The organism is Streptomyces sp. VNUA24 (assembly GCF_029167005.1).
In the GTDB taxonomy this organism is placed as follows: domain Bacteria; phylum Actinomycetota; class Actinomycetes; order Streptomycetales; family Streptomycetaceae; genus Streptomyces; species Streptomyces scabiei.
The window spans coordinates 9560762-9574261 of sequence record NZ_CP119143.1; the positions used below are offsets into that span (position 1 = coordinate 9560762).

Below are 13500 nucleotides of genomic sequence, written 5' to 3' on the forward strand. Positions count from 1 at the left end.
GAGACGGCGGGCCGTCGGTGACCTGAATGAGACATCGGCTGTACGCGGGCCGCGCCGCCCTTCCGGAGTCTCGCATTGCGAAGCAGTCCTGTTCGCCGGCGGCGGCGAGGCCCATAGGGTCCGCCCATGCAGACCGCCCTCTCCAGGCTCGCCGCCGGGACGCTCACCAGCGTCTCGCTCACCGAGGACCTCATCGCGCGTGCGGAGCGGGCGCGTGACCTCGGTGCCTTCGTCACCCTCGACGCCGACCGCGCCCTCGCCGAAGCCGCGGCAGCGGACCGAGCCCCCTCCCGGGGCCCGCTGCACGGGCTGCCGATCGCCGTCAAGGACAACATCCACGTCGCCGGGCTCCCCAACACCGCGGGCTGCGAGGCGCTCGCCGGATTCGTCCCGGACCGCGACGCGCAGGCGATCACCCGGCTGCGCGCGGCCGGCGCGATCGTGCTCGGCAAGACCAACATGCACGAGCTGGCCCTGGGCGCCACCACCGCGGGCGGCCCGTACGGACCCGCCCGCAACCCGGCCGACCCCGACCGTTTCGCGGGCGGCAGCAGCGGCGGCACCGCCACGGCCGTCGCCGCCGGTCTGGCCCCGGCCGGTCTGGGCACCGACACCGGCGGCTCGGTCCGCGTCCCGGCCGCGCTCACCGGCATCGCCGGCCTGCGCCCGACCACGGGCCGCTACCCCACCGGGGGAGTGACGCCCCTGTCGTGGACCCGCGACACCATCGGCCCCATGGCCGCGACCGTCGCCGACCTCGTCCTCCTGGACACCGTCCTCGCCGCCGACCCGGGCCCGGCCGAGGCACCCGACCCGCGCGCGGTCGTGCTCGGCGTCCCCGAGCACCACTTCACCGAGCCGCTGCACCCGCGCACCGCCGAGGTGTGGCGGCACTGCCTGGACGTCCTGAGGACCGCCGGGGTCCGGCTCGTGCCGGTACGGCTGCCGGAGGTCGAGACCGCCGAGGAACTGGCCGGATTCCCGATCACCCTCTACGAGGCGGCCAGGCGGCTGCCCGGGTACCTGAGCAGGGTGACGGGCGGCACGGAACCGGCGGAACTCCTGACCCGGATCACCCACCCCGACGTACGCACGACGATGGAACGGGTCGTGTTCCCGCAGGCGGTCACCGAGACGGCGTACAAGGCCGCGCTCGAAATCCGCGGCCGCGTCCTCGTGGACGGCTACCGGCGGATCTTCCGCGAAACCGGAGCCCACGCCGTGCTCTTCCCCACCACACCCCTGCCCGCCGGACGGCTCGACACCGACACCGAGCGGGTACGGCTGGACGGCGACCCGCGTCCGACCTTTCCCACCTACATCCGCAACACGGGACCCGGCAGCGTCGCCGCCCTTCCCGGCCTCACCGTGCCCGCCCGGTCGGCGGGCCCGGGACTCCCGGTGGGTGTGGCGCTCGACGCGCCCTGGAACACCGACCGACGGCTCCTGGGCCTCGGCCTGCTGGTCGAAAAGCTCCTGGAAGCGGGAGCATGAAGAGAAGGAGACGATCGGACATGACAGAGACCACCCGCCGCTTCAGGGCCGCGGCCGTCCAGGCCGAACCCGCCTGGCTCGATGCCGAGGCCGGGGTCGCCAAGACCGTCGACCTGATCGCGGAAGCGGCCCGGGGCGGGGCCTCGCTCATCGCCTTCCCCGAAGTGTGGATCCCCGGCTACCCGCACTTCCTGTGGCTGGGCGCGGTCGCCGGCCAGGTCCCCTTCGTCGGCCGCTACCACGCCGCCTCCCTCGCACCCGACAGCGACGGGCTGACCACGATCCGCCGCGCCGCCCGCCGGCACGGCATCACCGTCGCGCTCGGATACAGCGAGAAGGACCACGGCAGCCTCTACATCACCCAGACCGTGATCGCCGCCGACGGCAGCGTGCTGCTGCACCGCCGCAAGCTCAAGCCGACCCATGTCGAGCGCGCCCTGTTCGGCGAGGGCGACGGCAGCGACCTCAAGGTCGTCGACAGCCCGCTCGGCCGGCTCGGCGCCCTGAACTGCGCCGAACACGTGCAGCCGCTCAGCAAGTACGCCCTGTACGCGCAGAACGAGCAGGTGCACGTGGCCAGTTGGCCGTGTTTCGGTCTCTACCGCGACCTGGCCTTCCAGCTCAGCGCCGAGGCCAACACCGCCGTGACCCAGGTGTACGCCATCGAGGGCAGCGCCTTCGTCCTGATGGCCACCCAGGTCATCTCCCCGGCCGGCATCGACGTCTTCGCGTCCACACCCGAGCAGCGCCGCCTGCTCACAGCCGGCGGCGGCTGCTCCCGGATCTTCGGCCCCGACGGACGTACCCTCACCAAGGACGTCGACGAGGGTGAGGAGGCACTGGTGTACGCCGACATCGACCTCGACGAGATCGACCTCGCGAAGAACGCCTACGACCCGGCCGGGCACTACGCGCGCGCCGACGCCACCTACCTCGTTCACCGTCGCGAAGCCCGCCGACCCGTGGTCCGGGAGGGAGACCCCGCCGAGACAGTGTTTCCGGCGTTTCCGTCCCTGGACGACGAGATCCCCGAGCCATGACCGGACCCGCCGAAGGCCCCCCGCCGCCCGGCCGGCCCCCCGTCCAGACCCTGGACCGGGGCCTTCGGCTGCTGGAAGTGATCGCGCTGTCGGACGTACCGCTGACGCTGGCCGAGCTGAGCCAGCAGATGGGGCTGCACCGCTCGATCGTCTACCGGCTGCTGCGCACCCTCCAGGACCACCACCTGGTCGCGCACACCACGCACGGGTACGTCATCGGCACCCGCGCGCAGTCACTGGGCCGGCGCACCCTGCCCATGCTCCAGCGCATCGCCAAACCGGAGATCGCCAAGCTGGCCGCGCGCGTGGGCCTGACCTCCTTCTTCGTCGTCCGGGACGGCGAAGAAGCGGTCACGCTGGTCTCCGTCGAGGTCGAGAGCACCCGCTCACGCACCGTCTACATCCCCGGCGACCGGCATCCGCTGACCCTGGGTTCCCCGGGCATCGCCATGCTGTCCGCCGAGCCGCACCTGCGCGGTGAGCGACCGGAGATCAGCCGGGCCCGGGCCAGCGGCTACGCCACCACACGCAACGAGGTCGTGCGCGGCCTCGGGACGGTCTCGGCGCCGGTCGTGTCGGCGCCCGGCCACGCCGTCGCCGCCGTGTCGATCGCCTTCACCGTCGAACACCCCGGCCCGCCACAGATCGAGGCCGTCCTCGACACCGCCCGCCTCATCACCGGCCGGCTGCGCGGAGAGCTGTCCACCGGAGCGGTCCTGCCCGGGGTCGACTGACTCGGGCGGCTGTCCGAGCCACGGCACGTTTCGCATAGCGAACGTGCCCATGGCCCCCCGGGGTTGGGCGGTCTAGCGTCCAGTCCTGCCAGAAAGGGGACCCGCGATGACCACGGCCGCCCACGCCAGGACCGTCAAGGAACAGACCTTCGACGTCCTGCGCCAGTACGACCTCACCACCCTCTTCAGCAACCCGGGCTCCACCGAGGTCGGCTTTCTCGCCGACCTGCCCGCCGACATCTCCTTCGTGCTCGGACTGCACGAGGGCTCGGTGGTCGGGATGGCCTCCGGCAGCGCCCTGGCCACCGGTCGCCCCGCGCTCGTCCTGCTGCACACCACCGCCGGATACGGGAACGCGGTCAGCGCCCTGGCCACCGCCCGCGCCAACCGCGCACCCCTGGTGGTGCTCGTGGGCCAGCAGGACCGCCGGCATCTGCCCCACGAGCCGTTCCTGGCCGGGCGGTTGGACGGACTCGCGGGGGAGTACCCGGTGTGGCAGCACACCCCGGCCCGTCCGCAGGACGTCCCCGGCGCCGTCGCCCGCGCCTGGCACGAGGCCCAGGAAGGCCGAGGCCCTGCGGTCGTGGTGGTCCCGATGGACGACTGGTTCGCCGAAGCCGAGGAGACGGTGGCTCAGGCCGCCCCGCGCGGACCGCTCGCGGTACGAGGCGGTCGTACGGCCTCCGACGCCGACCTCGCCGACCTCGCCGCGCTGCTGACGGCCGCCGACTCGCCCTGTCTGGTGGCGGGCGCCGGAAACGACACGGCGGACGGCTGGCAGGCGCTCGTCGCACTGGCCGAGCGACTGGACTGCCCGGTCCACCAGGAGCCGTTCGGCGCCCGCGCCGGATTCCCCCAGGACCACCGCCTCTTCGCCGGCCACCTGCCCGCGGTCCGCCCCGCACTGCGGGAGGCGCTCGCGCCGTACGACACGGTCCTCACCGTCGGAGCCGCCGCGTTCCGCCAGTACACCTACGCCCCCGGCGACTTCACCGAGCCGGGCACCCGGGTCGCCGTCATCACCGACGACCCGGAAGAGGCCCACCGCAGCCCGGCGGAGCTGGTCCTGCTCGCCGAACCGGCCGACACCGTAAGCCGGTTGACCCCGCTGGTGCCCGCCGTCCCGCGTTCCTCGGCGCCGAACCGGCCGACCGCGCCTCAGCAGCCCGTACCCGGTGAAACCCTGCGGGCCGCTCACGTACTGGCCGCTCTCGCCGAACGGCTCGACCCGAAGGCCGTGGTGGTCGAGGAGACCCCTTCCAGCCGCCCCGACCTGCACCGGCTGCTGCCCGCCCGCGCGCCCCTCGGCTTCCTCAGCGCCGCCATGGGCGGACTGGGCTTCGCCCTGCCGGCCGCGATCGGCGTCCGCCACGGCGCCCCGGACCGGCCGGTCGTCGCCGTACTCGGCGACGGCTCCTCCCTCTACTCGATCCAGGCCCTGTGGAGCGCCGCCCACTACGGCATCGGCGTCCTGTTCGTCGTCCTCGCCAACGGCCGCTACGCGATCATGGACCGCCTCTCCGAACGCGAGGGCTCCGCCGTCCCCGCCTGGCCCGCCTTCACCGAGCTGAGCGTGTCCACCCTGGCCAAGGGCCTGGGCTGCCCGGCCGAACGGGTCGAGGACCACACCGCGCTGCTGTCCGTCCTGGACAAGGTCCTGCCGTCACTGGCGGACCGGCGCGAGCCGCTCGTGCTCGAAGTCGCCGTCGAGGCCGACGCCCACTACTCCTCCTGACCCGCTGAACTGACCCGCTGAGCACGGAAGGCACAGACACGTGAAGGTCGTCATCATCGGGGGCGCCGGCGGCATCGGCTCCTCCGCCGCGTTCAACCTGCTCTCCGCGCGGGGGACGTACGAGATCGTGCTCGTCGACACCCGGCCGAACATGATCACCAGCCACACCATGGACCTGGAGAACGCCCTCGGCCTCGGCGCCACCGCCGACACCGTGCGGGGCGGCACCCCCGAGGACGCGCTCGACGCGGACGTGGTCGTGCTGAGCGCAGCCGTCCCGCTGCGGCTGAACTCCTCCCGTTCCGTCTTCCTCGCCGACAACGCGCGGATCGTGAACGAGTGCCTGCGTCCCCTGCGGGCGGCGGGAACGGACTTCGGCGGACTGGTCCTCATGCTCACCAACCCCGTCGACCCGCTGCTGACCTGGGTGCACCGGCAGGGCTGGCTGCCGCGCGAGCGGCTGATCGGCTACACCCTCAACGACAGCCTCCGGCTGCGCACCGGCATCGCCTTCGCGCTCGGCGTGCCGCCGAAGGACGTCGACGCCTGGATGCTCGGCGAGCACGGCGAGGGCCAGGTCCCGCTGTACAGCCGGGTCAGGGTCGGCGGGGAGCCCGTCGTCCTCACCGGCGAACAACGACTGACCGCCGAGGAGTACGTGGACACCTGGTACTCCAAGCACGTCGCCCTCGACTCCGGCCGCACCTCCACCTGGACCACCGGCCTGGGCACCGCCCGCCTCATCGAGGCGATCGCCACCGGCTCCGGGACCCTCGTGCCCGCCTCCGTCGTCCTGGACGGCGAGTACGGCGTGCGCGGCACCAGCCTCACCGTGCCCGTCGAACTCGGCCCCGAGGGCGTACGCCGCATCGCGGCCTGGGACCTGCCCGCCGACGAAGCGGCCGGCATGGTCCGCGCCGCCGACCGGGTCGAGGCGGGCGCCTCCGAACTGACCGACGAGGCCGTGTCCCAGCCGTCCTGACCCAGCTCACCACGTAAGCACCGCGTATCAACGACGCTACGTAGCAAGGAGAACCACCTCATGGCCGTCACCCGAGACCTGTACATCGCCGGCCGAGACGTGCCCGCCGCCTCCGGCCGGACCACCGACGACATCAACCCCTTCACCGGGGAGGTGTACGCCACCGTCGCCGCCGCCGGTCCCGAGGACGTCGTCCGTGCCGTGGACGCGGCCGACGCGGCCTTCGAGCCGTGGGCCGCGCTGGCCCCCTTCGCCCGACGGGCGATCTTCCTCAAGGCCGCCGACCTGCTGGACGGGCGCGGCGCACAGGTCGCCGACCTCATGGCGCAGGAGGCGGGCGGCACCCGGCCGTGGGCGTTCTTCAACGTGATGCTGGCGGCGAACATCCTGCGCGAGGCGGCGGCCGCGATCACCGCGCCGCGCGGTGAGGTGCTCAGCGCGCAGGAGCAGGGCGCGCTGGGCCTGGCGGTACGCGAACCGCTGGGCGTGGTCGCGGCGTTCGCGCCCTGGAACGCCCCGGTCATCCTGGGCGTGCGCGCCGTGGCGGCGCCCCTGGCCGCGGGCAACACGGTCGTCGTCAAGGCGAGCGAGGACGCGCCGGTCGCCTGTGGCCTGCTGGTCGCCGACGTGCTGCGGGAGGCCGGGCTGCCGGACGGCGTGCTCAACGTCATCACCAACGCCCGTGAGGACGCTGCCGAGATCGCCGAGACGCTGATCGCCGACGAGCGGGTGCGGGCGGTGAACTTCACCGGTTCCACCGCCGTCGGCCGGATCGTCGGAGAGCTGGCGGCCCGTCACCTCAAGCCCGCCGTACTGGAGTTGGGAGGCAAGAACTCCGTACTCGTCCTCGACGACGCGGACGTGGACTACGCCGTGGACGCGGTGACGTTCAGCGTGTTCATGAACGCGGGCCAGATCTGCATGTCGGGCGACCGCATCCTCGTCCACGAGTCCCTGGCGGAGGAGTTCACCAGGAAGTTCACCGCGAAGGCGGGTTCGCTCGCGGCCGGTGACCCCGGGGAGCCGTACACGGTCGTGGGCCCGCTGGTGAGCGCACAGGCCGCCCGGCGGGTGGCCGACCTGGTCGCGGACGCCGTGGCCAAGGGCGCGAAGGTCCTGCTCGGCGGCGGTGAACCGGACGGCGCGGTCCACCCGGCGACCGTCCTCACCGATGTCCCGAGGGACGCGGACCTGTACCACGCGGAGGCGTTCGGCCCGGTCTGCGTGATCGAGACCTTCTCCGACGACGACACCGCGGTGACCCTCGCCAACGACACCGACAACGGCCTGACCTGCGGCATCATCACGGAGAACGCCACCCACGGGCTGACGGTGGCGCGCCGGATCCGTACCGGCATCGTCCACGTCAACGACCAGTCGGTGGCCGACGAGCCGCAGGCCCCGTTCGGCGGCGCGAAGGCCTCCGGATACGGCCGCTTCGGCGGGCGGTGGGGCATCGAGGCGTTCTCCAACACCCGCTGGCTGACCATCGCCACGCAGCAGGCGCACTACCCCTTCTGAACCGCACTTCTAGTTCCCCGACCGGAAGCCGCAGACCGAGGCGAGGAAGGCCGGCGAGACCACGTAGGGGTTGTCCTGGTCGCCGATCACCTCGACGAGGACGGCCTCGCCGACGTTCTTGAGGACGCGGATCTCGTTGCCGACACGGACCCGGAGGCCGTTGCCGTCGTCTCCGTCGGCCGTGGCGGTGAAAACCTCATCGGACGTGGAGTCGATGTCCTTCTCGAACACGCCTCGCAGCTTCTTGTATGCCGCTGTTCCGCCGGCCTCGGCACCGCGCAAGGCCAGATAGCCGAGCACGCCGACGCCGGCGAGGAGCTTGGCCGGGCCACCGACCTGCTTCGCGGCGGTGGTGATCCACTGGTAGCCGCCGAGATTCCCCACTCCGGTCTCCTCATGTGTGTGGTGTTCGTCAGCCGCCCGCGAGCAGGCGCTCGCGCTCCGCCGCCACGATTTCTCGTGCCAGCTCGGCATCCGTGATGTCGAAGGCTTCCGGTGCGCTGTCGGCGGTTTCGGAGACGCGGGCGAACTCCGCGAAGAGCTGGTTCTTGCGCGCCAGGATCTCGATGATCCGCTGGTCCACGCCTTCTTCGGAGAGCAGGCGGTGCACTTGTACCGATTCCAGTTGCCCCATCCGGTGGGAGCGGCCGATCGCCTGCCATTCGGTCGTCGGCTTGAGCTGGGGCTCGCAGATCACGACGACCGATGCCGCCTGGATGTTCAGACCGACGCCGCCTGCCACGATCTGCGCGACGAGGACCGCCCCGTGGCTGGCCTGGGAGAACTCGTCGACCATGCTCTGTCGCTTCGCGGCCGGTACGGAGCCGGTGAGGGGACCGAACACCTTTCCCGGAAGGACCGACGCCACCTCGTCGAGGACCTCCCTGAAGTACGAGAAGACCAGCACCTTGCGCTCGTTGTCCTCCGCCTCCTGGACGATGTCGATGAGGCGCTGCATCTTCTGGGACTTGGCGCCGGCGCGCAGTGCCGCCTGGCGCATCGCCATGAAGTTGCCGTCGACGACGGCGGCTCGGTAGTGCTGCTTGTCGGCGCCGGACATCGGCATCCACTCGTCGACGTCGAACCGCTCCGGAAGCTCGGTGAGAACGTCTTCCTGATTACGCCGCAGATAGGCCGGGGCCACCTGCTTCCGGAACTGGCGAGGAGCTATTTCCGAGGCGCTGATCGACAGGTCGGGCCGGAGGTAGCCGACGAGATTGCGGAATTCCTCGATACGATTCTCCAACGGGGTGCCGGTCAGCAGGATCGCTCGCTCCGAACTCTTGATCAGGGCCGTACAGCGCCGGGTTCGCTGGGCGAACGGATTCTTGATGTAGTGCGCTTCGTCGAACACCAGGCACGCGGGTTCGGCGCGTTCGGGAATCCGTCCTTCCAGCCAGCCGAGGGTGTCGTAGGTGGTGACCGCGACTCCACCACCACGGATCCAGGACTTCAGCGCGTCATCGCGACCCGGCCCGTGCAGGCGATACGCGTGCAGATCGGACTTCGCCCGGACTTCACGCACCCAGTTGGTCACGACGGCGGCGGGGCACACCACCAGGAAATGGGAGGAGCCCTTGGCACGCAGGTGGGCGAGCACGGCGAGTGATTCGACCGTTTTTCCCAGCCCCATCTCGTCGCCGATGACGACCTTCCGCTGCACGATCGCGAAGCGGGCGCCGAACGACTGGTACCCACGCAGCGACTCCTTGAGATGGCTGGTGTCGAGTTTGAGCGTCCGGACCGCGTCGACGATCTCGGCCGGCAGGTCGCCCTGGCTCTTCTCGGCGTCGTCGGCCAGGAATCCGAGCTCCGCGAGCATCGCGTAGTAGTCGGCCGGCCGGGCGCTGAAATCCTCCCAAGGATCACCGTCCGAGACGCCGGCCCGACCGTCGAGCACCGCCCCGCGGCGCTCGACGGCCGCCAGCGCGGCACGCAGCTCGGCGACGGTCCGGGCCTGGGGGACGAGCACCCTCGACTGCGCCGAGGTACCCCACCGTGGAGCGGTCGCTCTCGCCTGCGGTCTTCCCTGGCTCGCGGACGCCGAGGCCAGGGCGACCAGCTGGATCATCGCCAACCGGCTCCCCCTGTACCTGGCCGAGGTCCAGCCCCGTCGCCTCGTAGGTGGTCATCGACGCTACGGGAAGCGACGCTACTGGAGACGCCATGTGGAGCATTACTGGATATTATTAAGTCATATGGGTGATTGGTTCAGGCTCGGGGATCCGCTCCGTTCGGAAGGAGACCATCCCATGGCCCTCGGCGTGTCACTCCACATCGGACTCAACCGGGTCGACCCCGCCAAGTACGGCGGGTGGGACGGCAAGCTCAACGCCTGCGAGAACGACGCCCGCGACATGGAGGAGATCGCCAGGAACGCCGGCTTCGACGACCGCACGATGCTGCTCACGGCAGAGGCGACGGTCGACAACGTGACCGCCGAGCTCCGCAAGGCGGCCAGGATCCTGACCCCCGGCGACATCCTGCTCCTCACCTACTCGGGCCACGGCGGCCAGGTGCCCGACAGGAACGGGCCCGAGGACGAGCCCGACCGCCTCGACGAGACCCTGGTCCTCTACGACCGCGAGTTCATCGACGACGAGCTGTACAAGGAATTCGAAGCGTTCGCCGAAGGCGTCCGCATCTCTGCCTACTTCGACTGCTGCCACAGCGAAACAGCCGTCAGAGCGGTGCGCAACCTCCTCACCTCGGACGCCATGGAGGAGCAGTACCAGACCCGCGACCCGAACCACATCGAGGTCACCTCCCGGGTCATGCCACCGGACACACAGCACGAGGCGTACGAGAGGGACAGGACCCTCTACGACACGATCCAGCGCAACCTGCAGCCGAAGGACACCCTCGACCTGCCGGCCAGCGTCCTGCTCATCTCCGCCTGCGCCGACAACCAACTGGCCGCTGACGGCTGGGAGAACGGCCTCTTCACCGGCACGCTCCGCGAAGTATGGGCCGAGGGGAAGTTCACCGGCGGACACAAGTCGTTCCACCGCGAAATCCTCCGCAGGATGCCCCCCAACCAGAGCCCCGGCCTGTTCGTCACCGGCAAGGCCGACGACTCGTTCCTGCGGCAACGGCCCTTCACCGTATAAGGACTTACCGACTTACCGCGACAAGGGCGCGGGGCGGCGCCAGGATCCGCTCCGAACGCGCTTCCGGCGCGGTCACCGGCGCCCTTCCCTCCCCTTCAGACGCACACGCCGGGTACGCCCCCCACGCACGCCGCCGGCCGCCCGACGTCGAACCCCCCAACCCCCTTGAAGGACACCATGACGTACGCGGCTGACGACACGACACCCACGTTCATCCAGCGGGCCGCGCCTCCGGTCCGCGCCCATCTGGCCACCTCGACCCCCTTGAGCAGCTTCCTCGAAGGCGCCGGCACTCTGACGCTGGAGGAGCGCCGTCTCATCGTCGACCAGGCACTCGTCCTGCTGGAGCAGAACTACGTCCACCTGCCGCTCAAGGCCGCGATGCACGCCGTGAATCCGGTCCAGCGGCTGCGGGTGATGCGGCGGCGTCTGGAACGGCAGACGCCGCAGACCATGCCTCGGGAGTGGATCTTCCACGCCGAGGTGTCGGAGATCTTCCACTCCGTCCGGGACCTGCACACGAACTATCTGCTCCCCGACCCCTTCAACGGCAAGATCGCGTTCCTGCCGTTCCTCATCGAGCGGTACACGGACGAACAGGGCCCTCACTTCCTGGTCACGCACATGGCCGAGGGTTTCTCCGCACCCGGCTTCAGGCCCGGCGTCGAGATCACCCACTGGAGCGGCATCCCCATCTCGTCGGCCGTCGACCTGAACGCGGCCCGGTTCGCCGGCAGCAACGCCGCTGCCCGGCGCAGCCGCGGCATCCAGTCGCTGACCGTACGGCCGCTGCGCATCCACCTGCCTCCCTTCGAGGAGTGGGTGACCGTCAGTTACATCGACGAGAGCGGCACTCCGCGAGAGCTGCGCGAGAACTGGCGGATCGTGCAGAACCTGCCTCCCCTGGTGGACACGGACGCGATCAGCACCGCCGCCCTGACGCAAGGGCTGGACCTCGACGCGGACGAGGCGGGCCGGGCCAAGGTGCTGCTGTTCGCCCCTCGGGTCGTCGCCCAGGAACGAGCCGTCCAGGCCGACGAAGCCGTGCCCGCGCTACGTGAGGGCGAGGTCGCCACGACCATGCCCCAGGTGTTCAAGGCCCAGCAGGTGCAGACGTCGTCCGGGACGTTCGGCCACATCCGTATCTTCACGTTCAACGTGGAGAACCCGACGGCCTTCGTCCGGGAGTTCGTCCGCCTCATCGGACAGCTCCCGCAGAACGGCCTCATCGTGGACGTCCGGGACAACGGCGGCGGCCACATCCACGCCGCCGAGTTCGCCCTGCAGGTCCTCACTCCTCGCCGGATCATCCCCGAGCCGGTGCAGTTCATCAACACGCCGCTCAACCTGCGCATCTGCCGTAGGCACCAGGACGGCTCCTCGGGCATCGACCTCGGCGCCTGGGTCCCCTCCATGGAGCAGGCCGTCGAGATCGGCGCCACCTTCTCCAGCGCCTTCCCCATCACCCCCGTGGAGGGTGCCAACGCGATCGGGCAGCAGTACTTCGGACCCGTGGTGCTCATCACCAACGCCCGCTGCTACTCGGCCACCGACATCTTCGCCGCCGGTTTCCAGGACCACGCGATCGGTCCTGTGCTCGGCACCGACGAGAACACCGGCGCCGGCGGGGCCAACGTCTGGACCCACCAGTTGCTCTCCGACCTCCTCGAAGGCGACCGGGCGACGCCGTACGTACCGCTGCCGAAGGGAAGCGGCATGCGGGTGTCCATCCGCCGCACTCTCCGGGTCGGCGCCCTGTCCGGCACCCCGGTGGAGGACCTGGGCGTCGTCCCCGACCAGCCGCACCGGATGACCCGGCGGGACCTCCTGGAGGACAACGCGGATCTGTTCGACCGGGCGGGCCGGATCCTCAAGGACCGGGAGTCGCACGCCGTGTCCATCACGGACGCCGTCTCCGTCAACGGCTCTCTGAAACTCAAGGTGAAGGCGACGAACGTCGACCGTGTGGACGTCTACGTCGACCAGCGGCCGCGCGCATCGGTGGACCTCACCGATGGTCAGGCCGATGTGACGGTGCCCGTCGCGGCACCCGCTCACTCGGCCCGCATCGACGGCTTCGAGGCCGGTCTCCTTGTCGCGAGCAGGACGGAACAGCTCCACTAGCCGGCCGCCTCAGCTCGTGGCCACGCCGGGCAGGTGGTCGGCGAGGTGCATGGCGTGGAGTTGTGCGAACTCGTCGTGCGTGCAGGGTCCGTAGGCGGGATGGGTGGCGTGCCCGGCGGTGTGGCCGGTGAACAGGGCCACGGCGTCCGCGAGACCGGCCGCGGCCTCGGACACCGGCAGGCCCGGGTCCAACGCCGGCGCCCCCTCGATCTCCGCGCCGAGCGGATGCTTCATCGCCCCTCGGCGCAGAAAGACCAGTTTGGCCAGCCGCCCTGTCGTGGCCCGGTACCAGGCGGGCTTCAGCACCGGATATCCGGTCACGGAGTAGCGGACGGTCTGAGCGCAGTGCTGCACGGTCTGGGAGAGGTTCCAGGTGCTGCCGGGCGCCAGCAGGTCGTGCTCGGCGCGGGCGATGTTCAGGTGAAGCCGCTGAACGAACTGCTCAAGGTCGGGGGAGGACATTGCAGGATCCTATGCGGCAACGGTGGACCCGCGACGCCGGAGGCGCTGACGGGGACACCGCTGTGTGGTGACGTGGGCCGAGGTCTCAGCGGTGCGTGAGCTGTGCGGCGCGGGCGGCGGGCAGGTCGGCGCCGATGTCGAGGCCGAGCTGTTCCGCGACGAGTCCGACGTCGGTGAAGGAGGCGTGCTGCGCGCCGGCGACCACGAGCCATCGCTTCCACCCCGTCAGGTGGGTCCGGTCGCGCTCCCAGGTGCTGACCAAGCCCCCACCCGCGCACTGCCCTGAACGGGGCGCGGG

12 protein-coding genes are annotated in these 13500 nt (G+C 70.9%); 8 read left to right on the top strand and 4 right to left on the bottom strand.

The genetic code is table 11. From position 1 onward, the window contains the following. Positions 1-126 precede the first annotated feature (126 nt). The 6 genes from PYR72_RS41160 (at position 127) to PYR72_RS41185 (ending at position 7506) form a co-directional block, all read left to right on the top strand. Positions 127-1494 carry an amidase family protein gene (locus tag PYR72_RS41160; RefSeq protein WP_275460009.1) on the top strand — a complete coding sequence of 456 codons (1368 nt, stop codon included), beginning with the start codon at positions 127-129 and terminating at the stop codon, positions 1492-1494. Positions 1495-1514: 20 nt separating this feature from the next. After that, complete coding sequence (locus PYR72_RS41165; RefSeq protein WP_275460010.1) at positions 1515-2534, top strand: carbon-nitrogen hydrolase family protein; 1020 nt, start codon at positions 1515-1517, stop codon at positions 2532-2534. After that, complete coding sequence (locus PYR72_RS41170; protein ID WP_275460011.1) at positions 2531-3268, top strand: helix-turn-helix domain-containing protein; 738 nt, start codon at positions 2531-2533, stop codon at positions 3266-3268. The genes PYR72_RS41165 and PYR72_RS41170 overlap by 4 nt, the downstream gene beginning before the upstream one ends. 106 nt (positions 3269-3374) lie before the next feature. Continuing rightward, on the top strand, positions 3375-5003 hold the full coding sequence (locus PYR72_RS41175; RefSeq protein ID WP_275460012.1) for a thiamine pyrophosphate-dependent enzyme: 1629 nt from the start codon (positions 3375-3377) through the stop codon (positions 5001-5003). Between the two features lie 40 nt (positions 5004-5043). Continuing rightward, entirely contained in the window at positions 5044-5985 is a 942-nt protein-coding gene (locus PYR72_RS41180; RefSeq protein WP_275460013.1) for a hypothetical protein, read from the top strand. Between the two features lie 60 nt (positions 5986-6045). Next, positions 6046-7506: an aldehyde dehydrogenase family protein gene (locus PYR72_RS41185; RefSeq protein WP_275460014.1), complete on the top strand. Its 1461-nt coding sequence runs from the start codon at positions 6046-6048 to the stop codon at positions 7504-7506. A gap of 9 nt (positions 7507-7515) precedes the next feature. Here PYR72_RS41185 and PYR72_RS41190 read toward each other — a convergent pair whose 3' ends face one another. Beyond that, positions 7516-7890: a hypothetical protein gene (locus PYR72_RS41190; protein ID WP_275460015.1), complete on the bottom strand. Its 375-nt coding sequence runs from the start codon at positions 7888-7890 to the stop codon at positions 7516-7518. A 28-nt stretch (positions 7891-7918) separates the two neighbouring features. Further along, a complete protein-coding gene (locus PYR72_RS41195) occupies positions 7919-9577 on the bottom strand; it encodes a DEAD/DEAH box helicase (protein WP_275460016.1) in 1659 nt (552 codons plus the stop codon). Positions 9578-9758: 181 nt separating this feature from the next. Between PYR72_RS41195 and PYR72_RS41200 the strand changes: the two genes are divergently transcribed. Beyond that, the gene (locus PYR72_RS41200) at positions 9759-10616 is read left to right on the top strand and encodes a caspase family protein (RefSeq protein ID WP_275460017.1); all 858 of its coding nucleotides are present in this window, start codon (positions 9759-9761) and stop codon (positions 10614-10616) included. 177 nt (positions 10617-10793) lie between these two features. Then, positions 10794-12740, top strand: coding sequence for a S41 family peptidase (locus PYR72_RS41205; RefSeq protein ID WP_275460018.1), 1947 nt, complete (start codon positions 10794-10796; stop codon positions 12738-12740). Between the two features lie 9 nt (positions 12741-12749). Here the strand turns inward: PYR72_RS41205 and PYR72_RS41210 are convergent, their stop codons facing one another. Further along, positions 12750-13202: a DUF1569 domain-containing protein gene (locus tag PYR72_RS41210; protein ID WP_275460019.1), complete on the bottom strand. Its 453-nt coding sequence runs from the start codon at positions 13200-13202 to the stop codon at positions 12750-12752. A gap of 85 nt (positions 13203-13287) precedes the next feature. Then, complete coding sequence (locus PYR72_RS41215) at positions 13288-13464, bottom strand: hypothetical protein (protein WP_275460020.1); 177 nt, start codon at positions 13462-13464, stop codon at positions 13288-13290. Positions 13465-13500: the final 36 nt, after the last annotated feature.

Excerpts from the sequence above, each read along its gene's own strand:
- PYR72_RS41160 (WP_275460009.1), top strand. The coding sequence starts at position 127 with ATGCAGACCGCCCTCTCCAGGCTCGCCGCCGGGACGCTCACCAGCGTC.
- PYR72_RS41165 (WP_275460010.1), top strand. The coding sequence starts at position 1,515 with ATGACAGAGACCACCCGCCGCTTCAGGGCCGCGGCCGTCCAGGCCGAA.
- PYR72_RS41170 (WP_275460011.1), top strand. The coding sequence starts at position 2,531 with ATGACCGGACCCGCCGAAGGCCCCCCGCCGCCCGGCCGGCCCCCCGTC.
- PYR72_RS41175 (WP_275460012.1), top strand. The coding sequence starts at position 3,375 with ATGACCACGGCCGCCCACGCCAGGACCGTCAAGGAACAGACCTTCGAC.
- PYR72_RS41185 (WP_275460014.1), top strand. The coding sequence starts at position 6,046 with ATGGCCGTCACCCGAGACCTGTACATCGCCGGCCGAGACGTGCCCGCC.
- PYR72_RS41195 (WP_275460016.1), bottom strand. The coding sequence starts at position 9,577 with ATGATCCAGCTGGTCGCCCTGGCCTCGGCGTCCGCGAGCCAGGGAAGA.
- PYR72_RS41200 (WP_275460017.1), top strand. The coding sequence starts at position 9,759 with ATGGCCCTCGGCGTGTCACTCCACATCGGACTCAACCGGGTCGACCCC.
- PYR72_RS41205 (WP_275460018.1), top strand. The coding sequence starts at position 10,794 with ATGACGTACGCGGCTGACGACACGACACCCACGTTCATCCAGCGGGCC.
- PYR72_RS41210 (WP_275460019.1), bottom strand. The coding sequence starts at position 13,202 with ATGTCCTCCCCCGACCTTGAGCAGTTCGTTCAGCGGCTTCACCTGAAC.